This window comes from Streptococcus infantis, assembly GCF_047460875.1.
GTDB classification, from domain to species: domain Bacteria; phylum Bacillota; class Bacilli; order Lactobacillales; family Streptococcaceae; genus Streptococcus; species Streptococcus infantis_AA.
The window spans coordinates 37,046-63,011 of the sequence record NZ_JASHFI010000012.1 but is presented as its reverse complement, the minus strand read 5'-3'; the positions used below and the strand labels follow the sequence as shown (position 1 = coordinate 63,011).

Here is a 25,966-nt window from a genome sequence, read left to right as displayed (position 1 = left end):
GGAGTTACTAAATGGGAATGAAAGAACATGCCTTGGCTTATCAAAAAAAAGGATTTTCGGTTATTCCTATTAGTCCTTCAAATAAGCAACCGATGATCAAATTTGCTGATAAACCAGCTATGACTGCGCAAGAAATTGAGGATTTTTGGAGTCAGTATCCGGATAGCAACATTGCTGTTCGGACTGATAAATTCTTCGTTATCGATGTGGACCTGCACGGAAAGGCTAATGGCTATGAGAGTCTGGCTAATTGGGAGCATCTGAACTTGATAACTCCAACACTGCAGGCAAAGACAGCTAGTGGCGGTAAACATATTTTTTATTTTAAACATCCTGATGTGTCCATGACCCAGATGATTGGATTTCTGCCTGGTGTGGATATCAAAGCACATCCAAATAATTACGTACTGGTTGCTCCGTCTAAAACTTCCAAAGGTGTCTATGCTTGGGACAAGAAAAAGTCCAAAGAGGGTGGCACTATGGTCACGGCTAGTCGATCTCTTGTAATGGCCATCAAGAAGGAATACAACAAAAAGAACTCTGGTAGTGACCTGGATAATATCTACTATCAAATCAGCAAAGGTGCTGGCAAACGAAACAGAACAACCGAATTATTTGAAATGGTTGTTCTAGGCTTCGGAGATGAAGGCAGCAGAAATGATACACTTGCAAAATTTGTAGGCGGACTCTTGAGCAGGTCAGTGGAGCCGAACTGTATACTGCAACTAGCAGAAACAGCCAATAACAATTCAGTAGAACCTCTTAGTCACAAAGAATTAAGTAGGACTGTCGAATCGATGATCAAGAAACACATGAGGGGGGGTGGCCATAATAGGTGATGTTACGAATATTTCAATCAAGCAATTTTCGCGCAGAAAGAAAAAAATCTTAGATGAAGAAGGTGAACAGATTGAAATTGAATCTATTGTGGCTGACAGTCCTAGAAATGTTCTTCTTGCAATGAAGAGCGATAACAAGCTCAACGACTTTCTCAGACACAATGAATTTACTGGTGAACACGAAATCGTAGAGGACGTAAAACTGGATGCTATCCAGTTAAGGAAGGGGCAGCTACCTTCAGCCTTTGAATCCTACCTAAGCGTATATTTGGAGAATCACTTCAAGACAGTTTTCAAGGCTGGAGCATTAAGGGATGGTATTGAAGCATTTTTTGCAGAAAAAACCTACAATCCGGTTAAAGAATATATGGAAAATGCTTATGAGTCATGGGATCATAAAGAACGACTTGCCCAGGTATTTCAAACTTGGTTAGGTGCCGAGGACAGTATTTTCGTTCAAAAAATAGCCGTCATGTTCTTTGTTGGGGCCGTCTCCAAGGTTTTTAATCCATGGGTTAAATTTGACTACACGCTCGATTTGGTCGGTGGCCAAGGTGCTGGTAAGACCACTTTCTTGCAAAAGATAGCTGTTGATTGGTACACGGATTCGGCTAAAGATTTTATGGACAAGGACAACTATGAGATTATGCTGAAATCACTGATTGTCAACGACGATGAGATGGTTGCTTCCAGGAAGACCACTTTTGATGAGTTAAAAGCTTTCGTGACTAAAACAGAACTTTCTTTCCGTAGATCCTACGGTCGAAGGGCCGAAAAATTCCCTAAAAACTTTGTGATCGCAAGGACCAGCAATAAAATTGAGTACCTGGGAGACAAGACTGGCGAGCGGCGCTTTCTGCCTGTGCTGGTGGATGCAGGCCAGCAGTTTGTCAAGCCATTTGATATGACCGATCATGATGTGCTCCAGCTTTGGGGTGAAGCAGTCGCTATTTACAAAAAAGGATTTATCCTTACCTTTGATGATGAGTTCGAAAATGAGCTTGCGGTCTATAAGGAGCGCTTCACTTATAAAGATGAAGCCGAATCGCAAGTATACGACTATCTTGAAATGTTGGTTCCAGAAGAATGGGAAGATTTCTCAGTCACTCAGCAACATCAATATACCTGGTGCTACTTCAATGATGGTAGCTATCGCAATGAGTCCGGTCTGCTATATGAAGGTGTGAAGCTTCAATCGAGTGTGTCTGCCAAACAGATATTAAAGAATGTCTTTGATATCGATAGCGCGAGAGGTGAAAAGATTGCTAGGAAGATCAAGTTGATTATGGACAATAATCAGGATTGGGAATACAAAATAAAGAAGGTTAAAGGTAAGACAATACGTGCATATTTTAGAAAAAATATACAAACAGAAGTGATGTAACTTCGGTGAAAGTGATGTAACCTTTTGGGTGAAAAAATGGTCAAAAATCGTGCTTCGGTTACATCAGGTTACATCATTGATGTAACCGCAAGAAAAACCAGTTATATCAATGGTTTAAGTGCTATTTTTGATTAAATTTTAAAAAAAGTGATGTAACCCTCCTAAAGCCTTGATACTACTGATGTTTTAGGGTGTCTATTAGTAAGGTTACATCATTTATATAAAATATTTAATAAGTAAAAATAGCAAGTGCTATAAACGTTTATATAACAGCATTCTTGTTTTTTATAAAATATGTTTTTCAAAAAGTGATGTAACCTGTAACCTTAGAAAAAATATTCATTAAACAAACATATTTTTTAATAAATTAAGGAGAAGAAATGTCATATACAGTAACACTATATTTTGACAATATGGTAGATAAAACTCACTTCTTTAAGAAAGTTGGAGATGCTACTAAATGCAAGGCTCAACTTGAGAGCAAGTATCGAGGGGAACGAATGTATAAAGTAAAGATGGAGGAGATGGAGTAATGAGTTATGATTTGGAAATCTTAGCGAAAATAGAGAGTGGAGATTATATTTGTATTGCTGAACCTAGATATAGTTCTCCGACCTACAATCTCGGTAAGATGTTTAGAATTGCTATGGATTGGGATTTTGACCAAGACACTACATACAACATTGCTGACATTTTAGATAATATCCAGCGCGGTATATCTGAATTAGAGCGGTACCCTGAAAAGTATGTGCAGTATGAACCTGAAAATAGATGGGGAACAGTCAGCGGTGCCTTAGAAGTTTTAAAGTCACTGAAAGAATGTATTTTAGAACAAGATATTGATATGAAATATTTATATATGAGGTGGTAATATGGAACGACCTGAACGACACCCATCTAAATACTTCATTCCTGAACTGATTGAAAATGAAGATATTATCTTCAACAAAGATAGCAATTATCACAAGCAGAAGAAAAAAGAAAAGAAAAATCCCATTTTTAAAATAAATAAGTCCAAAAATAGATGGGCGCTTTGAGGAGGTGGAATAAATGACAAAATTTGTTAAAATACAATCTTGTTATAGAGGACATACTGAAGATGAGCTTATCAACATAGATGATATTAGTCGCATCTGTCTAGGCCCTAATATCTTGTTTTTAAGAACACCTTACAATTTAGGAGAACATCATATTTCTATCACTCAAAATTCAGTAGATAAACTTTTGAAAGTATTGGATATTATTGGGGAGGTGGAGTGATGATTATCAAGAATTATAAATATGATTATTCAAGTGGCAGAATCTGCTACACAATTGATGTAGATGGCTATGAATCAGCCATTGAACATACAAAGACAGAATATGGAAGTGTACAAAGAGATGATATTGACGATTTCTTGGGTACGGTCGAGGAATACGACTTTCAAGAAGCTGAGATGATTTAAGCATTCGTTGATTTTCAAAATGATTTGCTTTTGTATGGAATTGGTTTTGAATTGAGAAATGAGGTGCAGTGATGGAAGATGTGCAAAATATTTTAGAGACACAATTGATTTTAGGCAAGCAAGTTTTAGAGATTGTATTGGATTTGCTAAAAGACGATTCAAAAACAGGGGCAGTTCTACCTTTAAACATAAATGACCGTGAATTTACAATTACTGTAGAAAAGGAGGTAACAGATTGAAAAGATTTATCGCAATATGGGTTCTGCTATCTGCTGGGGTGAATATCTGGCAGATGGATAGGATTCGAGATTTAGAGGAAAAGAAGCCGATGCTTGTCTATAAGGCTGATAATCAAGGCGCAGAAATATTCGGTAAAGTCGTCGAGAAAGGGCGACACGGCAAGTTATACACGCTTACCATTCGTGACTATGGCATTTTCGTAGTTACGAAGGACGTGTACGATAAAGTGAAAGTTTGGGATGAGGTGAGGTTGTGAAACCTAAAAAATATCCATATTCAGGAAGGCTGAAACTGATTAGACAGGCATTGCCAAGGTTCGTCTTGCTAGGGAATGCCGCCTTTAACAGCAATTTGGTAAAATACATTGATACAATAAAACAAGTGGCACCAAATCAAACGATCGTCTATTTTAAAATCCCTAAATTCCTTTCGCACGAGGAGAAGTATGTACGGGTACCTCTCAAAATCGGTGAGGTCGTCAAGATTTTAAACCGATGATAAACAAAAAAGCCAAGGCGCTCTCTGCCTCAGCTATAATCTCAATAATATTATTATACCACAAAAGGAGATAGAGAGTGAACAAGGCTAAAGAGTTACTTGATGAACTACAGAATTTGGATGAAGAGATACAGAATCGAATAGACGAACTTGCTAATCTTGAAGCTAGTTTACTTTCTAGTCCTAAAATGAACATGGATAAGATTCAAGGTGGTCAGAAGGTTCGATTAGATGAACGTTACATCGATATTTTTAGCATGCAAGATTCCTTGAAAGAGTACATGAAGCAAGCAACTGCTGAAGCTATCCAGCGAAGAATTGAGCTCAGTAAATTGATTGATAAAATACCTAAGCCTGCAAGTCGAACAATTTTAAGGATGGTGTATATTCAGAAAGCAAGCGTGTATGATATGATTGAATTTTTACAATGCAGCAAGACTACTTTCTACAAAAAGAAGAAAGATGCAATCCGTGAATTGGGTGTTGTAGTTGATAAAAGCGAACTAATGCGAACTAATGTGAACTAGGTTGAAGCGCACTGGTCTAACAATCGTGCTATTATAGTATCATCAAGAATTAAGGGTAAGGCAGTAAGCCTTCCCTAACATGGAGAGTTGGCAGAGTCCGGTTGAATGCGCCCGTTTGCTAGACGGGTGGTCGCCTATGTGCGTTCCGTGGGTTCGAATCCCACACTCTCCTTTGAGTGTTTGTGTCCCAGAATGAGTTAAATCTTCTGGGTGGGGATTCATATATCACTCATTAACTTACAAATGGTTGCGGAGCGACTGGACCTCGCATGATTGCGTAGCTACTTATATCCTAGGTAAGTTATAAGCTAGAGGGTTTGATTCCCTCAGAGGTTTTAAATGACTACAAAAAATAAAAAAAAGGAAAACTTTCAAATTGATTTCTAATTAACACAAAAGGTAGTAGTCGCCTTGCATTAAGTCACTCATCGAGTGGCTTTTTTAATTATTAAAAAGGTGGTGATGGAAAATTGAATGAAAGACAAAGACGATTCGCAGATGAGTACATCATCAGCGGGAATGCAACAGATGCAGCTATTAAGGCAGGGTATAGTGAAAAGACTGCTAGAAGTCAAGGACAAAGATTGTTGACAAAAGTTGACATTTCTGAATATATCAAAAAAAGAATGGATGAAATTCAGGACGAAAAAATCCTGACTCAAAAACAAATTCTTGTGATGTTGTCAGAGATTGCATCAGGTCAGGCAAAAGAGACAATTGTGGTCACGACAAAAGTAGCTGAGTTGATGACTGATCCTGTGACTGGTAAGTCTGTAAAAGTATACAACGAAATCCCTCAACTTGTCGAATATCCAACAAAGAACAGCGATAGGAACAAAGCTTTGGAGTTACTAGGGAAACGACATCAAATGTGGACTGATAAAGTAGACATCAATGCTATAGTTACCGAGACTAAGAAGTTTGACGATATCGTTAGTCAGCTAGGCGGTGATGGACTTGACGAATAGCTTCCCTTTATCTCAAAAGTACATTGATTTTTGCAATAGCTTTAATAATGTTGATGCGGACTTTTTGGAAGGTACAACGGCAGCTGGAAAAACAACGGTTGGTGTTGGTGTCAAGTTTATGCGAGCAGTCAGCAGGAGCACGAAGAAGTTCCACATCATTGCAGCAAAGACAGTTGGTGTAGCTGAAAAGAATATCATTAATCAGGATAACGGAATTTTAGACATCCATAAAACAGCCGTCTACTGTGGTAATGGTGACAAAGATTCGAAGATTCCTCACATCAAGTTTGAGGGTAAAATCATTTATGTATTGGGGTATGACAACAAGGAAAAATGGAAGCTGGTTCTTGGTGGACAGTATGGATGTGTCTATATTGATGAGGTCAACACGGCTGACATTGAGTTTGTTCGTGAGTTGTCCACACGTAATGATTATTTGATGGCAACGCTCAATCCGGATAATCCTGATTTACCAGTCTACAAAGAGTTCATCAACAAGGCAAGACCGTACAAAAAATACGCAGGCGATGTGCCGGAAGAAATTATGCGAGACCTATCAGAACCAGCTAACCCTAAATGGCGTTACTGGTTTTTTACGTTTAATGACAACCTGTCACTGACACCAGAAGCCATCCAGAAGAAAAAGGATGCGGCACCAGTTGGGACTAAGCTCTACAAAAATAAAATCCTTGGCCTACGTGGACGAGCAACAGGAATTGTCTTCGTTAATTTTGATAGCAAAAAACACGTATTGAGTAAGTCTTTTGTAAAGAATACGGTCACGTTCCAACGGTTCACAGCTGGACTAGATACAGCTTACTCAGCAAGTAGTCCGGATACAATTGCAATGATTTTCCAAGGGATATCAGATGACGGGAAGTTATATACGCTGGATGAGGAAGTTTATAACAACGCTGAGCTTGATGTGCCGATTGCTCCATCTGATACTGTGGTCAAGTTTATCAATTTCCTAGAACGCAATCGTAGTGAATGGGGATTGGCGCGTGATGTCTTTGTTGATAGTGCGGACCAAGCAACAATTACAGAATTAAACAAATACAAGCGACAATACGGCTGTCTGTATATCTTTAACAATGCTTATAAGAAAACCAAGATTATTGACCGGATCAACTTTCAAATTGGTTGGTTAGCTCAAGGTTGTTACTATGTGTTAAGTCATTGTATGAATCATATCAAAGAGCTAAACACTTACTCATGGAAAGAAGGAAAAGATGAGCCGGAAGATGCAAATGATCACACAATCAATGCGAATCAGTATGCATGGTTGCCATACAGGAAGATAATCGGAAGAAAGGAAAACTAAAGTGGGAATAATGGACATGATCAGAAAGAGTATGAGAAGCTTTCTCAAACTGGAACAGGCACAGCCAAATGTCATCACAATTACAGAGGCAATGACGTTTGAAGATAATGCAGCAAAGAACCAAATTTGGTATCGCGGTGACTCATACGAACTGGACCAGCTCTACAAGCAATTATCACATAGCAACATCAACTTTTGGGGAGCGACAAGTACTCCTGGGCAAGAAATTAGAAAGATTCACACAGGAATCCCTGGTCTTATCGTTGATAGGTTGGTAGATATCACGCTGCACGATATGAATGATTTAGATTTTGCCGAGGAAATGCAAGGGACTTTGTGGGAAGAGATTGCTGAAGATAGCAACTTCCACGATCAACTGCAGGAGGCGATTAAAGATAGTCTTGTGATGGGTGATGGTGCTTTTCGTATTTCATTTGATCCGGAACTTACAGCATTGCCTATTGTTGAATGGGTTGGTGGAGATAGAATTGAAATCATCTACAACCGTGGAAGATTGAAAGAAGTTATTTTCCGCACACACTTCACAGAACGCAGACGGAACTATTTGCTCGAGGAAATCTACGGCTATGGCTCATTAACTTATAAGCTCTACAGAGGCGAAACTGAGCTAGATATGAGCGCAACAGAGTACACTGCTAACCTTGTCGATGTGGAGTTCGATAAATCCGTTATCTTGTGCTTGCCGTTTAAGATTTACACGTCACCTAAAGTAAAAGGCCGTGGTCAATCTATCTATGATCGTAAGACAGATGCTTTTGATAGCTTGGATGAGTCTTGGAGTCAGTGGATGGATGCTCTTCGTTCTGGACGATCACGAGAGTATATTCCTGAGAACTTACTTCCTAGAGATCCTTACACAGGAGAAATTAGTAAGGGCAATCCTTTTGACCATCGCTTTATTAAGGTTGAGACAGCGATGGGCGAGGATGCAAAGAACACAATCACATTGCAACAAGCTAATATCCCACATGAAAGTTATTTGAGTACATACGTGACTGCGCTTGATTTAGCTTTACAAGGTATCATTAGCCCATCAACACTCGGTATTGATGTCAAGAAACTAGATAATGCCGAGGCACAACGTGAGAAAGAAAAGGCAACTCTCTATACTCGCAATGCTATTGTGACAGCTCTGCAAGATTACCTGCCAAAGTTAATCAGTATGGTTTTGAATGCTGATAGCGTGCTGAAGAAAAACCCACTACAGAAAGTCAAGGTCGACGTGCCGTTTGGCGAGTATGCTAATCCTAGTTTCGAATCACAGGTTGAGACAGTTTCTAAGGCCAAGACAGGCGGTATCATGTCGATTGAAGCGAGCGTTGAGGAATTGTACGGTGACTCAAAAGACCAGGACTGGAAAGACCATGAAGTGGCAAGAATCAAAGCGGAGCAAGGTGTGACAGAAGTCGACGTACCATCATTGAATGAAGCTGCTAACGATTTTGAGATAGAGAAGGAGGCTGAAGATGCTGAAGACAGTGACGATAGGACAGAGGATCTATCACATGAGTCAGAAGGAAGCGCAGGGACTTCTACAGATAGCGAGTGATAATGTAGAGTTTGGTATCTATGCTGTTGAGAAGAACAACAAGTTGGATATGCTCAACCTCAAAATGCCTAGTAAAACAGCTTTGAAACGACAATTGAGAAGTTTTAAGGCGCAAGGTTTTAAGGTGTACTGCAATGGCTTATGATGTATCTAAAGCATTTGAGCGAATCGAAAACAATCTGCTTGATTCTATGATTAGAAATCTCGGAAGGCATAAGGCAGAGGAAACTGCTGAAGGTTTTGAATGGGAACAATGGCAGGTCGCTCAATTGAAAGAGCTTGAACGATTTAAGCGATCCAATGCCAAAAAATATAGCAAAGAGTTTGCCAATATCAATAGCAAGATTTCTACAGCTATCCAAGAAGCCTATAAGCAAGGCATGGATGATGAGGAAATGTCTATCCTGGAAGCTATCAAGAACGGTTTTGAATTTAACAGTGGAACAGATAATCTGGGGGCTTCATTTTTCGCTATCAATGAACGAAAGTTGAATGCGTTACTTAACTCGATCGAGCATGATATGAAGACGGCAGAGCATGCTGTATTGAGGTATACAGACGACCAGTACAGGCGCACAATATTTGATGCTCAGGTAGCAGCTAACACGGGAGCTAAGACATATGAGCAATCAGTGGATATGGCCACCAAAGATTTTCTAAGTCGGGGAATCACATGCATCCAATACAGTAACGGGGCCATGGTCAATATCGTATCGTACGCTGACATGGCCATTCGGACAGCAACCAAAAGAGCCTACCTAATGGGCGAGGGAGTTAAGCGCCAGGAGTGGGGGATTCACACTGTTATCTTAAACAAGCGATCGAATGCATGTCCTCTGTGCATGCCTTTTGAAGGTAAAGTATTGATTGATGATGTCTGGTCAGGAGGCAGTGCGGCTGATGGTCCATATCCATTGTTAAGTTCTGCAATGGCAGCTGGTTTGTATCACCCTAACTGCAAAGATAAGCATACAACTTATTTTCCTGGGGTCAGTAGCGAGCCAGAGAAAATATTTACAAATCAGGAATTGGACGACATCAAGGAAAGACAGTTACTGGACAACAAAGTTCAGCATGCTAAGCGCCAGGAGAAACGCTTTAGCAGATTATCGCAGTTCAGTCTCGATAAAGACAATGTTCAGAAGTACACATTAAGGGCGGAAGAATGGTCTAAATTTAAGTCTAATGCAGAAGAAAATCTGAAATACTTTGAAGCGGAAAAAGGATACAAATTATACCAAGAGTTTTCACTCGAGAGTGATAGTGATTACAAGAAATTCATCAATCGTCAGAGATTGCCTAGAGATACTAGTGGCGTAGCTTCGAAGAAGATTTCTGCAGAGACACGACACATGTATATCGAGGCGACTCGAAAAAAATTCAAGGATGGTACAGAGCTTGGACAAGCCTTGTTTGCAAGATTAGCCGACCAGTCGGCGATTGCAACTATTGCAGAAACAGGAGTTGTGAGATATGAATCTGGAAAACTCTTCCTGAACATGTATAAGGACGTAGACGACCCTCGCGGACCTGGTACTGGTTATTTCCATGAATTTGGTCACCAAATAGATGAGAAGCTGGGTTGGGAATTCACAAAGGATAAAAAAATACTGCAACTTCTACGTAAAGACTTTATCAATTTATCTGACGATACTATTTTCGAAGCAATCCACATCAACGATAAAGCTTCTTCGGCATCTGATATATTAGGAGCGTTGAGTGAAGGTAGAATACAAGGTAAGTATTCGCACTCGCTCGTTTACTGGGAGAAAAAAGGAAATATAGAGAGCGAGTTTTTTGCGCATGTCTTTGAGGCACAATTTGATAGTGAACGAAGAGAAATACTTGAAAAAACCTTTCCTGAGAGTTATAATTATGTTATAAATAAACTAAAGGAGAGGTAGTCATGCGGATTATCGAAAGCTATCAACGTGTAGCAGAAAAAGCAGATACATTCAGCGACATCTTTGGATATCGTTTAGTAGCCCCGATTTTTCCTGTAGCGGCTATCTATGGACCACAAGAAGAGAGTGATATCTTTGAAGCAAAATTAGACAAATGTATCAAAGATCAATACGATTATTTTGCAGATGAGTACGGCTATGATTCAGAAGAGAAAAGACGTAGACTGCAACGTGAGAAGTATGTATTTTACGATTGTTAATATCACAGAGCGCCGATAAGGTGCTTTTTTTGTACTCAGAAAGGATTGAAAAAATGAAATACAGAAAGAAACCAGTAGTCATTGAGGCGGTGCAGTGGACGGGCGAAAATGTAAAAGAAATCGCTACTTTTATGGGTATTGAATCTGTACCCTACGATTTAAACACTCGAAAACTATCTATTGTGACCTTAGAGGGCATCATGGAAGCATCAAAAGACGATTACATTATCAAAGGCGTGCAAGGTGAATTTTATCCATGTAAGCCTGATATTTTTGCAGAAACATATGAAAAAACGGAGGAATGAAATGTTAGAGAAAGCAAAACAATTGGCATCACAAGAATTTTCGCGCTTATCAGATCGTGAAATCAAAGCAGAAGACTGCTTTGTAGTTTGGTTTAGCAAGACCCTGCAAAACTGGAAAGCTCTTGTTAGTACGAACGCAATTACATCAAGCGAACCTTGTGGAGATTATGCAGAAATCACGCATAACGGAGACAAGAAAGAGACTTATGTGGATGTTTACGCAAAGGTTTCAAACCGTGCCATTAAAGATTAGGAGGTGATCCAACATCTTGACTTGCAGGAATAGACTGCTATAAATCACTGTAAATTGCTATAAACCGCCTCGAATTCGACGCGGTTTTTCTTATACTCTAATTTTTGTCCGAAGACTAAAAACTACGTGGAGACACCAGTGACAATAACTGAAATAGGGAGACACCCTTAAAACTGAAAGGAGAACGCTATGTTCAAACGCAAACTATTTTTCCATAATGCAGATACAGGAACCGGCTCTGGTTCTGCAGGTGGACAAGACACGTCAAGCCAAACTCAATCAGCTAGCACTCCTGAGATTGACTATGACAAAATCGCTAGCATTGTCGAAGGCAAGCAAAAGGTTGCTGAAGACACTGTGCTAAAAAATTACTTTAAGCAGCAAGGATTGAGTGGTGAAGAAATGGCTCAAGCTATTACTGCTTTTAAGTCTCAGAAAGCTGATGCAACACCAGACGTCACATCACTACAGCAACAGTTAACGCAGGCGCAAGCAAGTGCATTGCAAGCTAATTTAGAGCGAAATCTACAATTAGCAGCAATCGAGGAAGGATTGCCTGTTGGTGTACTACCTTATGTGATGAAATTGGCTGATATATCAACTCTCACACTTGAATCGAAACCAGAAGATTTCAAAGCTATTGTCGCAAAAGTTTTGGAAGACGTTCCTGCACTGAAGCCAAACAAAGAAGAATCAACTGGGTTTCAACAAATCGGATCTACCGGTAAAGCACAACAAACTAACCAAACTGATGCCATTGCTGCAGCGTTTGGTCTATAAGAAAAAGGAGAATTAAATTATGACAGTTTATAACTACGCAGAACAATTCGAACAAGCCTTGCATCAAAAATATGCAAAAGAACTTGCGTCTGTAGATTTGTTTAACTCAAATCCACAAGTGAAATTTATCAACGCTCAAACAATCAAGCTACCAAACATCACAGTATCTGGTTACAAAGACCACAATCGTCAAACTATCGGTTTTAATTCTGGAACAATCTCAAACGATTGGGAACCAAAGAAACTCGAACATGACCGCGACATCGAATTTGCAATTGATCCTATGGATGTTGATGAAACAAACCTAGTCGTCTCTATTGCCAATGTCCAAAATACTCTGGAAACTGAACAAGGTATTCCTGAAAAAGATTGCTACGTGTTCTCAAAACTCTACACAGAAGCAGGCAAGTATACTGCTAACGGTGCTACTATCGACACTACAACATTGACTGCAGAAAATATCTTGCAAAAATTTGATGATGCCATGGAAAAAATGGACGAAGCAGGCGTCCCATCTGAAGGTCGCATTTTGTACGTCACTCCAGCTGTCAACAAGCTCTTCAAACAGGCTAAAGACATCCAACGTGTGCTAGGAGTGAATGGTTCAAATGGCGACGTCAAACGCTCTATCTATAGCCTTGATGACGTTAAAATCAAACAAGTGCAATCAGCTCGCATGAAATCACAATACAACTTTACAAATGGTTGTGTCGCAACAGATGAAGCGAAACAAATGAACTTCATCTTAATCCATCCATCTTGTGAAGTTGCTCGTGAAAAATACTCTTACATCAAAGTATTTACACCAGGACATGACTCACGTACAGCTGACAACTACTTGCTCCAATCTCGCTTCTACATGGATGCATTCTTGATTAAGAATAAAGCAGCGGGTATCTTTATCAACGCGACAGCGTAAGAAAGGATGGTGTAGTATATGGCATTAAAAGCAATTAAAGGCGCTCGAGTCTATGATATCGATGAGTCAGCGATCAATGATTTTGTTGGTCGTGGCTTTGAAGTCTACGAAGATGGTGAATTAAAATATGGTGAATCTGTCGACAAGGTTTCAAAAGAGGAGTACGAAAAAGTTTTGGCTGACTTGAAAAATGCTAAGGATGAAATCAAGAAGCTCAAAGGAGCTAAGGAGTAACAGTCATGTATGCTAGTCCAGATTATTACAAAAAGACGTTTGTTGGTGTGATTTCTGCTGATTCAGAAGAACTGGCTAGCAAACTTAAATCAGCTTCTGACAAGATTGATATACTTACGTTCAACCGAATCCGTGGCATTGGATTCGACAATCTGACACCATTTCAGCAGGAAGTTATCCGAAAGGCTTGTTGTCAGATTGTTGACTTTGAGGAGGTTAATGCTGATTTGATAGCTACTACAGTTTCAAACTACAGCATTAATGGTGTGTCAATGCAATTTGGATCAAATTGGAATATTGCTACAGAACAAGGTATTGTTATTTATCGCAAAACCTATGAACTTTTGAAGCAAACAGGATTGACAAGGAGGGTTATTTGATGAAATTTCCACAACTTGTCTTACCTCAATTTTGCCAGACGCAAATCACAGTCATAGTCAACCAAGAAGGAGTTTCTGAAGACGGCGAACCTTTAGAGGCGTTCAGAGCTAATCTAAAGTGCAATTATCAGGACAGTGTCAAAACAGTCCTAACTGAACAGAAGAAGCTGGTCCAAATTACTGGGTCAGCTTATTTCGTTGGTGATATTGCACCGTATTTGCCTACATTGAGCGGTGGGACTGCAATTGTATTTGGTATTGTCAGGAGGATTGTGGACAGCCGGAAAGCTAGAAATCCAGATGGGACTGTTAACTATACCTACATCGGATTGGAGTGATGCTATGTTTGTGAATTCTACAGTAAAGCTAGATTTTGGCACTATCCGTAAACTGGAAAGGGCTCAAATCATAGCACTGGAACAGACTGCTGAATACCTGCATACAGAAGTTGTGCAGGCACAAGTCGTACCATTTGATAAAGGTGTGTTGCAAGGCGAAGCAATGGCTCCAGACTACTCACATTCATCCCAAGGTGTAGTAAGCCTGGTACATTCCACTCCTTACGCAAGACGATTGTACTTTCATCCTGAATATCAATTCCAAACGAAAGAAAATCCTCATGCAAAAGGAAAGTGGTTTGAGGATTGGGTTGATGGTGGCAAGAAGTCACACAAAATAAAACAAGCCTACGGGCGACTTTACAAACAAATCACGGGGGTTTAAGCATGATTACATTAGCTGAAGTCCGTGACTGGATTAAAACATTTAATGCAGCTAACAACTACTACATTGGTAAGATCGATAACAAGCAAGAAAACAGTATAGGCATCTATCAACGAAAGACAATCGATGGTCCTCGGGTAGCTATCGGAGGCAGGGCATTGGCAAGCTATGAAGTCAAATCAATCAGCATTTTAATTCACTGGAACAAGAATGCGAATGAGACCGAGAAGCGTGCTCAGTACATCTACAATCGTCTATTTGAGGCTGAATCGGTTGTTATCGGTGGAACACCTATTAAGATGATTGCCTTATTACAGAACGAGCCTGTGGATGTAGGAACAGATGATAATAACGTGTATGAGCGTGTTATCGAGCTTGATTTATATTACGAAAGAGAAAGAGAGGGCAACTAATGGCTCAGAAAACTGGGGTATTCCCCGTATATGAAAACCAGTTCCAAGTAAATAAAGGAACTGCAGGAGTTGAATCACTTGTTGATATTGCAGACATGGAATCATTCTCAGTATCATTTGACAATGGTGTTGAAGAATGGAAACCATTTGACCAAAAAGGTTGGACACGTCGTTTGATGACTGCGAAGTCAGTTACAATTTCTGTTTCTGGTAAACGAAATGTAGGTGATGCAGGTAACGACTACATCGCAGGTCTTGCGTTTAAAAATGGTCGCGATTCTGAAGCGGACTTTCAATGGACTTTCCCAGATGGAACAAAAATCAAATTTAAAGACGCGGTTATCAATCTTAAGGACTTTATTTCGGGGGATTCAACTGGTGTTGCACCATTGTCATTTGATGTCATGTCAAATGGTAAACCAGAAGTGGTGCCAGCAGGTTAATTTAGAGGGTTTCGACCCTCTTTTTATTTTTAAGGAGGAAATATGGTTGAAGCTGAAGAAACCAACGCAACAGCAACCATAGCTTTTATTGATATCGATACAGGTATCGAATATAAGGCTGGAGATACCGTTGATTTAAGCGGTAAATCCAAAGAGCGAATCGAAGCTATGGCAAGCAAAGAAAATCGAACTGGTCAAATACTGATCAACATTTTATCTGAAGAAAAGGAAACTGAATAATGTCAAAAGTAATTGATATCACAGAAAAACTCAATTTTGAAGAAAATCCAAAATTGAAAATTAAAGATGCTGAAATTGAAGTCAATACAGATGCAACAACTGTACTGACTCTAATGCAGACCGTCGGTGATGAAGAAGGAACTCCATCTGCCAAAAAAATGATGGAAATGTTTGAGCTAATCTTCCCTGAGAATAGTCGAAAAACACTTGATGAAATGCGTTTGAATTTTGCTGACTTAACTAAAGTTATTGAAGCAGCGATGACGTTGGTCATGGGAGAAGAAGAAATGGGAGAACAGTGAGCCATACTATGACCTATTTGAGGATTTCGATTTAATCGTCAGTTCTCTTAGGACACAGTATGGCTTATCTGTATACTCTAATGAATTTAAGAATATGAAGTGGAAAGAGTTCAAGGCTCTCTTAGCTGGTTTGTCCGGAGAAACACCGCTTGGTCGAATCGTCCAAATTCGAAGCGAAGATGACCCTAAAATGCTAGAAGTATTTTCAGAAGGTCAGCACCGTATTCGAAACGAATGGAGATTGAGACTTGCCAAGGAGAAAACTGAACAAGATCTGACTCAAGTTCTTGAAGAATTAAAACAAGCCTTTGTTGAGATGGCTAAGTAGGAGGTGATAGCTATTGGCACAGACAGTTGGTCAAATTGGTCTTGACCTTGTCGTCAACGACAAACAATTTAAAGGCCAGATGAGTGGCTTGCAAGGGATGGCAACGAAAGCTGCCAAGATGCTTGCAGGAGCATTTGCAATCAAGAAACTTGTTGATTTCGGAGCTCAAGCTATCAAGCTCGGCTCAGATCTCAACGAAGTACAAAACGTTGTTGACGTTGCTTTCCCACGCATGAGCAAGCAAGTCGATGACTTTGCAAAACAAGCTATGTATACCTCTGGGTTATCAGAGACCATGGCAAAACGATACATCGGTACATTCGGTGCGATGACTAAAGCTTTTGGTTTTAACGAACAAAAAGCTTATGAGATGTCAACAGCCTTAACTAGTTTAGCGGGCGATGTGGCATCTTTTTATAATATTAGTCAAGATGAAGCCTACACAAAGCTGAAATCAGTCTTTACTGGTGAAACAGAGACACTTAAAGATTTAGGTGTGGTCATGACTCAATCGGCACTTGATGCGTATGCAATGGCTAACGGTTTTGGAAAGACGACACAAGAAATGTCTGAGGCTGAAAAGGTTGCTTTGCGGTTCGCATTTGTAACAGACAAGCTTTCATTGGCTAGTGGCGACTTCGCTAGGACATCGGATAGTTGGGCTAACCAAGTTAGGATTATGAAGCTACAGTTCGAAAGCTTTATGGCAAGCGTCGGAGTTGGCTTGATTAACATTTTTACCCCTGTTATCAAAGTTATTAACTTTTTGCTCAGCAAATTGCTGACAGTAGGTAATGCTTTTAAAGCATTGACGGAGCTATTTACTGGCAAGAAGTCTATGAAAGGCTCCGGTATCCAAGAGACAGCTGATGCAGTTGGTAGTTTAGGAGAGGCTTCTGATGGTGCAGCAGGAGGAGCTGGCAACTTAGGAAAAGCCGCCAAAGGAGCCGGAAAGGCTGCGGATGGAGCTGGTAAAGCAGCTAAGAAAGCTGCTCAAGAAATGAAATCTCTCATGGGATTTGACCAAATCAATAAACTATCTGACTCATCCGATAGCGGAGATGGTGGTGGAGATTCTGGAGGCAGTCCTGGTGGTTCAGGCGGCGGAGGTGGTGGAACACCTAAAGGCGCTGAAGTCGATATGGGGAAAATTGCTGAAGGCGGGAATCAATTAGACGGTCTATTTGATGGATTGTTTAAACGATTGCTTGAACTCGTCAAATTGTTCCAGGACGGATTCAATGCATCATTTAGATTCGATGGTGTTGAACGCCTTCAGAGTGCTTTAAAGCGAATTGGTGAATTACTACAAGAGATTTTTACAGATCCAAAAGTTGTTGCTTCTTTTCAAACTATGCTTGATAAGATAGCTTATGCTCTAGGGCAGTTTACTGGCTCGATGGGGACTGTTGCTCTCGGGATAGGAGTCTTTATAGCCGAAAGTATAGCCAACGGACTACAGCGCCAAAAAGAGCGTATTAAAGGTGCTCTCGTGTCTCTATTCACCAACATAGGAAATGTAGCTGAGGTTGCTGGTAATATCGTTCAAGCTTTCTCAAATGGTTTTTACGATGTCATCACATCTTCTGGCGCTGTTAGAATTGGCAGTGCGATTGTATCTGCGTTTTTAAGTGCTGGTAGCACAGTAATCGAATTAGGCAGTAAGATAGCAGGAGATTTTGCTAAAGGAATTGAAAAAGCAATAGTTCCGAATGTTCCACAGTTAGTAAAAGCCTGGACAGGATTATTAGATGGCATCGCTCCTGTTTTTGAAAGTTTAGAATCACTGGTAGATGATGTTGGTGATGCGTTGAAACGTGTGTACGATGACAAAGCAAAACCATTTATTGACTCTTTGACAAGTGGTTTTGGTCAGTTGATGAAAAGCTTTTTGGATGGGTGGAATACTTACCTCAATCCAGTTCTATCAAAATTAGGCGAAAAGTTTTCGGAAGTTTATGACGCTCATGTAAAACCAGCTATCGATAATCTCTCTATGCTTTTAGGTAGTTTTTTTGATTTTTTCAAAGCTGCTTGGGAAGACTTTGTTTCGAATGTAGATGTCGAAAAATTCATGGAGATTCTTAGTGGATTAGTAGAAGTTGTCGGTACAACGTTGATCAATGCCATTGCGGCACTCTCTGATATTATCAGTGGTCTTGCTCAAGCTCTATCTGGTTTGATTGATTTTGTAACGGGTGTTTTTACAGGTGATTGGGATTTAGCTTGGAACGGAATTAAAAATCTATTTTCCGGCATTATCAAATCTCTCTTGGCCGCGCTTGGAATTGACATCGATTCGATGATTGCAGAGTTCACCCGTTGGTGGGAATCTGTTAAGACCATTTTTGCACCTGTTGTTCAATGGTTCAAGGATAAGTTTAAACAAGCTTGGGATGCCATTGTTGCTATCTTTACCGGTATTGGTTCCTGGTTTTCTCAACGCTACAATGAGTTAAAAAGCAATCTTGCTTCTATTCCTGATTGGTTCAAAGACAAATTCCGCAGCGCGTGGGCAGGTTTAACAGGTATCTTCAATCCTATTGCAAGTTGGTTTGCAGGGAAGTGGAGTAATATTCAATCTGCTCTTGCTAGCATACCAGGGTGGTTTTCTTCAAAATTCCGCGAAGCATATAACAATGTCAAGAATGCATTTTCGGGCATTATCGGGTTCTTTAGCGGACTTTGGGGGCAAATACGCTCAACGTTTACTCATGTTGGAACCATGGTTGGAAGCGCTATTGGCGGTGCTGTACGTAGCGTTATTAACGGGGTGCTTGGCACGGTAGAAAGCACAATCAATAGTGGTATCAGCTTACTCAATGGCGCTATTAGCGTGATTAATAAATTACCTGGTGTAAATATCGGTGGATTTAGTTACATTGGACTACCTCGACTTGCTCAAGGTGGCTTTGTTAAGGCCAATACACCACAAATTGCCATGATTGGTGACAACAAGCATTACGGTGAGATTGTTGCTCCGGAAAATAAAATGCTTGAAATGGCACGTCGTGCAGCGGAATTGTCAAATAATGGCGGTGGACCAGAAGTTCTAGCCTTACTGACACAGTTGTTACAAGCGGTTCGTGCTCTTGATTTGACAATTGATGGTGATAAAATCACCAAGAAGATTGTAGATAAAATCAATGAAATTGCAATTAAAACAGGGGAATCCCCCCTCATGATTTAGGAGGTATGCATGAGTGAAATATCAGTAGGTGGAGTAGCTCTTGCTTCTCCAGTTGAAATCAGCATCAATAATGAGATTATCTGGTCATCTTCTACGGGTCGTAGTGCTAGTGGATTGATGACGGGTGACGTCATTGCAGAAAAACGTACATTCTCCATCAAATGGGGGATTATCACAGAAGCAGAAAGAAATCTTATCAAGTCTAAATTGGTAGCTGGATTTTTTACTGCAAATATTTTAGGACAGTCTATCACTGGTTATCGCGGAACTATCACAGAGACAGTAATGGGGCGTCTGAGTGACGGTGTGACTTATTACAACGGCTTATCTGTATCTATTATCGAGCAGTAGGAGGAATTATGCTAGAAGTAACATCAGATTATATCAAAGCAATAGAGAATCATCTGCGCGTGTTTGAGGCTAACTTTGACTTAAATGGTAAGAGATACACAAAAACCAAAATTGCATCAGCTACTTACGACAGTTCCATCGGTAATAGTAATGATTTTACAATTGGAGGTGGGTACATCAATAGTCTAGAAATTGAAATTAAAGAGATTATTGAAGGTCTGCAAGAAATGATGCCAGCAACAATGTCGGTAGCAATTGCGGGTAAAACCGTCCCACTTGGCAAGTTTTTTGTTACCGAGGTCAAGCTAGATCGTAATGATAAAAAGACCAAAATTAAGCTACAGGACGAGTTTGTTAGATTGTCTGGTGCTTATGATAGTCAGCTTACTTATCCAGCTTATACAAGGGATATTTTATCAGAAATCGTGAGATTGACAGGTATCACGACAGATACTAATATCCAATTAGTAAATGATCAAGTTGCGAAGAAACTAGAAAAAACAAGTTATCGTGAGGCGTTAGTTTATTTAGCGCAATTATCAGGAAGCTTCGTCAGATTTAATCGTAATGGGAAGCTTGATTTTATCAAGTTAAAGACAACATCAAGACATATCACAAAAGATATGTATAAGCCAGGTGGATTAGAACGTGACGAGATACCTTACAGGTTGAAAGGTATTGAGTGTAAGTCTGCTGATAAGGTTGTGTATAAATCAGGATTGTCCACAGGTAATATCATGAAGTTAAAAAATCCATGGGTTACACAAGAAATTCTGGATCGTGTCTTCAACGAATACCGTGATTTTAACTTTTATCCATATACATTGTCCTGGCGTGGTGATATGGCCATGGAATCCGGCGACTGGGTTACAGTACACTGGGATGAAAATATCTATTTTAACATTCCAATGCTGTCCTACAAACTTTCGTTTGATGGTGGTTTATCTGCCCATAGTAGCGGAAATGCTGCTGGAGTTGCACAAGGTACTTATAAATATAAGGGATCTATGCAACGTCAAATAGAGTATTTAGACGAACTGATCACTAAACAAGGTAGCATGTACCTTGATACATCAAGCCCTACCAAACCCAAAAATGGAGATATATGGTTTAAACCTAATGGTGGCTATGTTGAAATGTGGGAACGTGTAGAAGGTTCATGGGTAAAAAAAGCAGACAGCGCTAATGTCGGAGAAATTGTCGATACGATAACCACTGATGAATTGCTAACAAAAAAAGTCTCTGCAGCAATTGGTAATTACATTACGTTAAATGCAAAAAAAATAACTGCTGGAGATCTGGATTTAGCACGTTTGAGAATCATGAATGGTTTGCAAGAGATTGTTGCCGTACGTGACGGCAAAGTTGTGATGAACATTGATAAGCTCACAATAAACTCTAAAGATGTAGCAACGAAAGAAGATCTAAAAAAAATTGAATTGACTCCCGGACCTCAAGGGGAACGTGGGCAACAGGGGGTGCCTGGTATCCAAGGTTTGCGAGGTCCTAAAGGCGACCCTGGACCACAGGGAGCAATAGGTCCTAAAGGAGATCGAGGGGAGAAAGGGGAGCGTGGCTTACAAGGACTCCAAGGTTTGCAAGGTGTCAAGGGCGACCAAGGTATCCCAGGACCTAAAGGAGCTGACGGCCGTACAAAGTACACTCACATTGCCTACGCCGATACTATCTCAGGTAGTGGATTTAGCCAGACAAACGCCGACAAGATCTATATAGGGGTCTATGTTGATTTCAACTCAACTGACAGCGTCAACCCTGCTGACTATCGCTGGACGAGATGGCGTGGTCGTGATGGCGCTGATGGGCTACCAGGTAAACCAGGAGCAGATGGAAGAACACCTTATGTTCACTTTGCTTATTCTGACAATGCGGATGGTTCTGGTTTAACAATGACAGATAACGGGCAGCGTTATTTTGGTCATTATTCAGATTATGAGAAACCTGATATCGCAGATAAAACGAAGTACAAATGGACTGATCGTTGGGCTAAAGTTGAGATCGGTGGAAGAAATCTCTTTCTTAATTCACTATTCAAACGTAGTCTAAGAGAGCGATACTCAACTTACTTTTTAGATGATAGTCAGGAGCAAACGCAAGGACAGCTCACTTTGAGCATAGATACTAATATCAAATTCAGAGGAGCTAATACTTTAAAAATTGTATCTACTTATAACGGTAAGGCGACTAATCAAAAAGTTACGTTTAGAACCGGTGGGGATACACGTTTGGGAACCGTTGACGAGATGAAAAATAAACCTGTTCGGTTTAGTTTTTGGGCAAAATCTACTGTCAATAATACGAATTTTCAAGCTAGGGCAGGATATCGTAACGCCGTTGAAGGTGTCTCGTTGACCACAGATTGGAAATTTTATGACATTGAGTTGACGAAAAAAGAAAACTCAAATGCAACTAATGAGCTGATTTTACATATATTTACCGCTGCTACTGTTTGGATTGCCTTTCCAAAAGTAGAGGTAGGAACAGTCTCTACAGACTTTTCAGAAGCTCCCGAAGATGTTCAGAGGGATATAGACTCCAAGGCTGACCAAGGACTGACTCAGGAGCAACTTAATGCTCTAGCTGAAAAAGCTCAACTTCATGACATAGAGCTAAAAGCTAAAGCGACAATGGATCAGTTCAGTGATTTAGAAAAAGCCTATAATGCCTTTGTAAAATCAAATGCAGAAAGCCAAAAAAAATCTGAATCTGATTTAATCGAAGCAGGCAGGAGAATTGAGTTTTTATCAATAGAATTTGGTGGCTTGAAAGAGATGAAAAAGTTCATCGATACCTATATGAGTGCTTCAAATGAGGGGATCATTATTGGAAAGAACGATGCTAGTTCATCAATCAAAGTCAGTCATGATAGGATTTCTATGTTTTCTGCAGGTAAGGAAGTCATGTATATTTCGCAAGGTGTAATCCACATTGATAACGGGATCTTTACCCAATCCATTCAAGTCGGCCGATTTAGAACAGAACAGTATTATCTTGACAAAGATGTGAATGTTGTTCGATATGTAGGAGGTTAAAAAGAGGAAAATGACTAAATTTATCAATTCTAGCGGTCCATTGCACTTGAATATTTATATTGAACAGGTTAGTCAGGATATTGCTAACAACTCTTCTCGAGTTAGATGGAGAGCTACCGTTGACCGTGATGGAGGATATAGAACATGGAACGCAGAAAATGGAAGTGTTCTTTCAGTCTGGTTAAATGGTTCTAGTGTATATAAGAGCAATTTAAGTTTCGAAACTGAGGGGCAAGAAACTACTCTAGCAAGTGGAGAAGCTACAATTCCTCATGACAGTGACGGAACAAAGACCATGTCGGTCTGGGCATCTTTTGACGCTAACAATGGAATTCATGGCAATATTACAATTTCGACGAATTATACATTCGACAAAATTCCTAGGTCTACGCAAATTTCTAGCTTAGAGGGGAATCGAAATTTAGGGTCACTTCATACCGTCATATTTAATCGAAAAGTGAACTCCTTTACTCATCAGGTCTGGTATAGAGTTTTTGGAAGCGATTGGATAGACTTGGGGAAAAATCATACTACTAGCGTTTCATTTACTCCTCAACTTGACTTGGCTCGATACCTGCCTAAAACAAGTTCGGGAGTGATGGATATATGTATTCGAACATATAATGGGTCTACCCAAATTGGAAGCGATGTGTACTCTAATGGCTGGCACTTTAAAATCCCAGACAGTGTAAAGCCTACTTTCACAGGTCTTTCATTAACTGACATGAATACGGTCGCAAGACGGCTTTTGAGTGGAAATGACTTTTTACAAATCATTTCAGATATCCAAGTAAACTTCAACAATGTGTCTGGCGCCTATGGATCTACTATTACGGGATATCGAGCTGAAATTGTTAATAAAAAAATGGTCGTAACTAAAAACGGTGGTAGTTTTGGTATCATGAACTTCAGCGGTTTGGCGACCATTCGAGCTTATGTTGTCGATAGTCGGGGTAAACAATCAGATACTAAAGATATTACTATCAACGTGATTGAGTATTATGCCCCCTCCTTTAGCTTCTCCGCACTTAGAACTAGAGGTAATCCAAATACATTGCAAGTGTTAAGAAATGCCAGAATAGCCCCTATAATGCAGTCAGGAAAGCAAAGGAATGTAATGTCCTTAACTTTCAAAGTCGCTCAGATAGGTAATGAGAATTTCACGGATGATAATGGTAGTGCATCTGGTAATTTTACAAGTGTTCATACATTGACTAATTCAGCTGCTAACATGGCGGGGAATTATCCATCGAATAAATCCTTTGTGATTATTGGTAAGCTTGAGGACAAGTTTACAAGCGTTGAATTTTCTACAACAGTAGCAACTGAAAGCGTAGTAATGTCCTATGATAAAAACGGGCGTGTAGGCATCGGTAAGGTTGCAGAATTTGGGAAACCAGGATCATTAGATGTTCTAGGCGATATCTACTCGAATAACAAGCCAATTCAGCAATATCAGCTGACTAATGCTTATGGTGGCTTAAGTAGAGGTAGCGCTCAATGGGATGATATTTGGAGTAAGCAAGGAACTGAGTTTGGTTGGAGAAATGGAAAGTACGCAGATAACCCTACTGGCAACGATTGGGGACTATTTCAAAACTATTGGCTTGACAGTTGGAAAGGCGTGCAATTTTTCACAGGGATAACATCGAATAGGTTTTTCTTTAGAACCTATAACAATGCCAATAAATGGTCTCCAACGCAATGGAAAGAGATTGCTACCAAAGATGACATTCAGAGCCCACCTTGGCAAAATGCCGTTTTACAAAATGGATGGAACCATCATCCTGAGTATGAAAAAGTGCAGTTTTCAAAAACGTTCGACGGGATTGTTTATTTAAAAGGGACTTGTAAAGGCGGAAAGACTACCCGTGAGTCAATTATCTTTACTTTGCCTGAAAATTTCAGACCATCCACAACGCTATTCAAAACCGCTTTAAACAATGACTATGGCCTTGCCGTTGTCGGGATTTATCCAGGAGGTAACGTAGTCGTCAAGGGGAACGTTGACGCTACATGGCTCAACTTTGACAACGTATCATTCAAAATTTAAGGAGGAAATATGAAACTAGAATATGGCTCAAAATCACAGGAATTTGATGCAAGTGGAACAGCATCAGCTACCAAAGTCACACTTGTCAACTCAAATGGTGCTATCGTACCTATCTTGTTACCTGCTGATAAAATCAGCCTATCAAATAGCGAACTTTTTGAGTTAGCTATTGAGGCTCTCTATCAGGAGAATTTCCCAAACCGTGCTGAAAACGAGAAGTTCAATAAGGTAGATGAACAAATCCAGAAAAACAAAGAGATGACCGCAAAGATGGAGCAAGCGACCGTGGAAAACAAGGAGAACCTTGACACGGTTTCAGCTATCACTGAGGTCTTGATTGCTCTAGCCATTTCTCAAAATGGAGGTATGCCTACTCATGCTTACAATAAAGTGGCTGGGTTTATTAAGCCACTTGTGAAGAGCACACGCTATGCAAATGGTGACATCGTGGCTATGCCTTATCCGTTTGATACGAATCCAAAATGGCCGAGTGGGACCAAGACTATCTTTAAGTTCCAGATGCAAGCAACAGAGGGCTACACTTGGAAAGAACAGTCGCTATCTGATATGCTTCAGCAAGGTGTCTTGACCGTGGTCATGCCACGAATTGATTAAGGAGGTTATATGCAAATCGAATTTTTCAATTTTTTTAGAAGCCTCGTTCAAACAGAAGATGGTTTGGTATTGTACGCTCTAGCACTGATTGTCTCGATGGAAATCATTGATTTTGTCACAGGGACAATTGCTGCTATCGCAAATCCTGACATCGAGTATAAGAGCAAAATCGGCATCAACGGACTCCTTCGTAAGATTTTAGGAGTCCTCTTGCTAATGATCCTTATCCCAATGTCTGTTCTACTTCCTGAGAAGACAGGCTTCGCATTCTTGTACTCGATTTATCTCGGGTACATTGCATTTACATTTCAATCCCTCATTGAAAATTACCGCAAACTAAAAGGAAATGTCACTCTTTTTCAGCCGATTTTAAAAGCGTTTCAGCGATTACTTGAAAAAGATGACGACAAAAACAAAGGAGAATAACA

35 protein-coding genes and 1 tRNA gene are annotated in these 25,966 nt (G+C 40.0%); all 36 read left to right on the top strand.

Translation table 11 applies throughout. The features are described 5' to 3' along the window. Nucleotides 1-11: 11 nt before the first annotated feature. The 36 genes from QM887_RS08475 to QM887_RS08300 all read left to right on the top strand — a co-directional run bounded on the left by QM887_RS08475 (nt 12) and on the right by QM887_RS08300 (nt 25,964). Nucleotides 12-839 (top strand): bifunctional DNA primase/polymerase, encoded by an 828-nt coding sequence (locus QM887_RS08475; protein ID WP_007518741.1) that lies wholly within the window; start codon nt 12-14, stop codon nt 837-839. Continuing rightward, nucleotides 823-2,223 (top strand): virulence-associated E family protein, encoded by a 1,401-nt coding sequence (locus QM887_RS08470; protein ID WP_007518743.1) that lies wholly within the window; start codon nt 823-825, stop codon nt 2,221-2,223. The genes QM887_RS08475 and QM887_RS08470 overlap by 17 nt, the downstream gene beginning before the upstream one ends. A gap of 380 nt (nt 2,224-2,603) precedes the next feature. Next, the gene (locus tag QM887_RS08465; RefSeq protein ID WP_180948016.1) at nt 2,604-2,756 is read left to right on the top strand and encodes a hypothetical protein; all 153 of its coding nucleotides are present in this window, start codon (nt 2,604-2,606) and stop codon (nt 2,754-2,756) included. After that, on the top strand, nt 2,756-3,094 hold the full coding sequence (locus tag QM887_RS08460) for a hypothetical protein (RefSeq protein WP_050259481.1): 339 nt from the start codon (nt 2,756-2,758) through the stop codon (nt 3,092-3,094). Before QM887_RS08465 ends, QM887_RS08460 begins: the two co-directional genes overlap by 1 nt. Nucleotide 3,095: 1 nt before the next feature. Then, nucleotides 3,096-3,260 carry a hypothetical protein gene (locus tag QM887_RS08455; RefSeq protein WP_180948017.1) on the top strand — a complete coding sequence of 55 codons (165 nt, stop codon included), beginning with the start codon at nt 3,096-3,098 and terminating at the stop codon, nt 3,258-3,260. A gap of 13 nt (nt 3,261-3,273) precedes the next feature. Further along, nucleotides 3,274-3,483 carry a hypothetical protein gene (locus tag QM887_RS08450; protein WP_285388068.1) on the top strand — a complete coding sequence of 70 codons (210 nt, stop codon included), beginning with the start codon at nt 3,274-3,276 and terminating at the stop codon, nt 3,481-3,483. Continuing rightward, the gene (locus QM887_RS08445) at nt 3,483-3,668 is read left to right on the top strand and encodes a hypothetical protein (RefSeq protein WP_414271260.1); all 186 of its coding nucleotides are present in this window, start codon (nt 3,483-3,485) and stop codon (nt 3,666-3,668) included. The genes QM887_RS08450 and QM887_RS08445 overlap by 1 nt, the downstream gene beginning before the upstream one ends. Before the next feature lie 71 nt (nt 3,669-3,739). Then, on the top strand, nt 3,740-3,907 hold the full coding sequence (locus tag QM887_RS08440; RefSeq protein WP_261202663.1) for a hypothetical protein: 168 nt from the start codon (nt 3,740-3,742) through the stop codon (nt 3,905-3,907). Beyond that, nucleotides 3,904-4,164, top strand: a complete 261-nt coding sequence (locus QM887_RS08435) for a DUF1372 family protein (protein ID WP_414271259.1) — start codon at nt 3,904-3,906, stop codon at nt 4,162-4,164. The genes QM887_RS08440 and QM887_RS08435 overlap by 4 nt, the downstream gene beginning before the upstream one ends. Before the next feature lie 319 nt (nt 4,165-4,483). Continuing rightward, on the top strand, nt 4,484-4,933 hold the full coding sequence (locus QM887_RS08430; RefSeq protein WP_007518751.1) for a DUF1492 domain-containing protein: 450 nt from the start codon (nt 4,484-4,486) through the stop codon (nt 4,931-4,933). An 81-nt stretch (nt 4,934-5,014) separates the two neighbouring features. After that, nucleotides 5,015-5,105 (top strand) — tRNA-Ser (locus QM887_RS08425). Nucleotides 5,106-5,403: 298 nt separating this feature from the next. Then, nucleotides 5,404-5,901 (top strand): terminase small subunit, encoded by a 498-nt coding sequence (locus QM887_RS08420; protein ID WP_007518752.1) that lies wholly within the window; start codon nt 5,404-5,406, stop codon nt 5,899-5,901. Then, entirely contained in the window at nt 5,885-7,225 is a 1,341-nt protein-coding gene (locus QM887_RS08415; RefSeq protein ID WP_007518754.1) for a phage terminase large subunit, read from the top strand. Before QM887_RS08420 ends, QM887_RS08415 begins: the two co-directional genes overlap by 17 nt. A 10-nt stretch (nt 7,226-7,235) precedes the next feature. Then, nucleotides 7,236-8,795: a phage portal protein gene (locus QM887_RS08410; protein ID WP_007518756.1), complete on the top strand. Its 1,560-nt coding sequence runs from the start codon at nt 7,236-7,238 to the stop codon at nt 8,793-8,795. Continuing rightward, nucleotides 8,752-8,940, top strand: a complete 189-nt coding sequence (locus tag QM887_RS08405; RefSeq protein ID WP_007518758.1) for a hypothetical protein — start codon at nt 8,752-8,754, stop codon at nt 8,938-8,940. The genes QM887_RS08410 and QM887_RS08405 overlap by 44 nt, the downstream gene beginning before the upstream one ends. Continuing rightward, the gene (locus tag QM887_RS08400) at nt 8,930-10,699 is read left to right on the top strand and encodes a phage minor capsid protein (RefSeq protein ID WP_414271258.1); all 1,770 of its coding nucleotides are present in this window, start codon (nt 8,930-8,932) and stop codon (nt 10,697-10,699) included. Before QM887_RS08405 ends, QM887_RS08400 begins: the two co-directional genes overlap by 11 nt. A gap of 2 nt (nt 10,700-10,701) precedes the next feature. Beyond that, on the top strand, nt 10,702-10,959 hold the full coding sequence (locus QM887_RS08395) for a hypothetical protein (protein WP_007518762.1): 258 nt from the start codon (nt 10,702-10,704) through the stop codon (nt 10,957-10,959). A gap of 53 nt (nt 10,960-11,012) precedes the next feature. Beyond that, nucleotides 11,013-11,264: a hypothetical protein gene (locus tag QM887_RS08390; protein WP_007518764.1), complete on the top strand. Its 252-nt coding sequence runs from the start codon at nt 11,013-11,015 to the stop codon at nt 11,262-11,264. A gap of 1 nt (nt 11,265) precedes the next feature. Then, the gene (locus QM887_RS08385; RefSeq protein WP_007518765.1) at nt 11,266-11,517 is read left to right on the top strand and encodes a DUF6275 family protein; all 252 of its coding nucleotides are present in this window, start codon (nt 11,266-11,268) and stop codon (nt 11,515-11,517) included. 189 nt (nt 11,518-11,706) lie between these two features. Continuing rightward, nucleotides 11,707-12,297 carry a hypothetical protein gene (locus QM887_RS08380; protein ID WP_007518767.1) on the top strand — a complete coding sequence of 197 codons (591 nt, stop codon included), beginning with the start codon at nt 11,707-11,709 and terminating at the stop codon, nt 12,295-12,297. A 19-nt stretch (nt 12,298-12,316) separates the two neighbouring features. Beyond that, nucleotides 12,317-13,216 carry a hypothetical protein gene (locus QM887_RS08375; RefSeq protein ID WP_007518769.1) on the top strand — a complete coding sequence of 300 codons (900 nt, stop codon included), beginning with the start codon at nt 12,317-12,319 and terminating at the stop codon, nt 13,214-13,216. Between the two features lie 18 nt (nt 13,217-13,234). After that, nucleotides 13,235-13,450, top strand: a complete 216-nt coding sequence (locus QM887_RS08370) for a hypothetical protein (RefSeq protein WP_007518771.1) — start codon at nt 13,235-13,237, stop codon at nt 13,448-13,450. Nucleotides 13,451-13,455: 5 nt separating this feature from the next. Next, nucleotides 13,456-13,830, top strand: a complete 375-nt coding sequence (locus QM887_RS08365; RefSeq protein ID WP_007518773.1) for a hypothetical protein — start codon at nt 13,456-13,458, stop codon at nt 13,828-13,830. Next, nucleotides 13,830-14,168: a hypothetical protein gene (locus tag QM887_RS08360; protein ID WP_007518775.1), complete on the top strand. Its 339-nt coding sequence runs from the start codon at nt 13,830-13,832 to the stop codon at nt 14,166-14,168. Before QM887_RS08365 ends, QM887_RS08360 begins: the two co-directional genes overlap by 1 nt. Nucleotides 14,169-14,172: 4 nt before the next feature. Continuing rightward, complete coding sequence (locus QM887_RS08355; RefSeq protein WP_007518777.1) at nt 14,173-14,553, top strand: hypothetical protein; 381 nt, start codon at nt 14,173-14,175, stop codon at nt 14,551-14,553. Nucleotides 14,554-14,555: 2 nt separating this feature from the next. Then, nucleotides 14,556-14,966: a minor capsid protein gene (locus tag QM887_RS08350; protein ID WP_007518779.1), complete on the top strand. Its 411-nt coding sequence runs from the start codon at nt 14,556-14,558 to the stop codon at nt 14,964-14,966. Continuing rightward, nucleotides 14,966-15,409, top strand: a complete 444-nt coding sequence (locus QM887_RS08345; protein ID WP_007518781.1) for a phage tail tube protein — start codon at nt 14,966-14,968, stop codon at nt 15,407-15,409. Before QM887_RS08350 ends, QM887_RS08345 begins: the two co-directional genes overlap by 1 nt. A gap of 42 nt (nt 15,410-15,451) precedes the next feature. Continuing rightward, the gene (locus tag QM887_RS08340; RefSeq protein WP_007518782.1) at nt 15,452-15,649 is read left to right on the top strand and encodes a hypothetical protein; all 198 of its coding nucleotides are present in this window, start codon (nt 15,452-15,454) and stop codon (nt 15,647-15,649) included. Beyond that, nucleotides 15,649-15,951, top strand: coding sequence for a hypothetical protein (locus tag QM887_RS08335; RefSeq protein ID WP_414271257.1), 303 nt, complete (start codon nt 15,649-15,651; stop codon nt 15,949-15,951). Before QM887_RS08340 ends, QM887_RS08335 begins: the two co-directional genes overlap by 1 nt. Before the next feature lie 34 nt (nt 15,952-15,985). Then, nucleotides 15,986-16,279: a Gp15 family bacteriophage protein gene (locus tag QM887_RS08330; protein WP_029680951.1), complete on the top strand. Its 294-nt coding sequence runs from the start codon at nt 15,986-15,988 to the stop codon at nt 16,277-16,279. A gap of 13 nt (nt 16,280-16,292) precedes the next feature. Beyond that, nucleotides 16,293-19,469 (top strand): hypothetical protein, encoded by a 3,177-nt coding sequence (locus QM887_RS08325; RefSeq protein WP_414271256.1) that lies wholly within the window; start codon nt 16,293-16,295, stop codon nt 19,467-19,469. Between the two features lie 9 nt (nt 19,470-19,478). Further along, the gene (locus QM887_RS08320) at nt 19,479-19,820 is read left to right on the top strand and encodes a hypothetical protein (RefSeq protein WP_049479251.1); all 342 of its coding nucleotides are present in this window, start codon (nt 19,479-19,481) and stop codon (nt 19,818-19,820) included. An 8-nt stretch (nt 19,821-19,828) separates the two neighbouring features. Continuing rightward, nucleotides 19,829-22,870, top strand: a complete 3,042-nt coding sequence (locus tag QM887_RS08315; RefSeq protein WP_414271255.1) for a hypothetical protein — start codon at nt 19,829-19,831, stop codon at nt 22,868-22,870. 10 nt (nt 22,871-22,880) lie between these two features. Beyond that, the gene (locus QM887_RS08310; protein ID WP_414271254.1) at nt 22,881-24,923 is read left to right on the top strand and encodes a DUF859 family phage minor structural protein; all 2,043 of its coding nucleotides are present in this window, start codon (nt 22,881-22,883) and stop codon (nt 24,921-24,923) included. 9 nt (nt 24,924-24,932) lie between these two features. Beyond that, on the top strand, nt 24,933-25,538 hold the full coding sequence (locus QM887_RS08305) for a DUF1366 domain-containing protein (protein ID WP_414271253.1): 606 nt from the start codon (nt 24,933-24,935) through the stop codon (nt 25,536-25,538). Between the two features lie 9 nt (nt 25,539-25,547). Continuing rightward, nucleotides 25,548-25,964: a phage holin family protein gene (locus QM887_RS08300; RefSeq protein ID WP_414271252.1), complete on the top strand. Its 417-nt coding sequence runs from the start codon at nt 25,548-25,550 to the stop codon at nt 25,962-25,964. Nucleotides 25,965-25,966 lie beyond the last annotated feature (2 nt).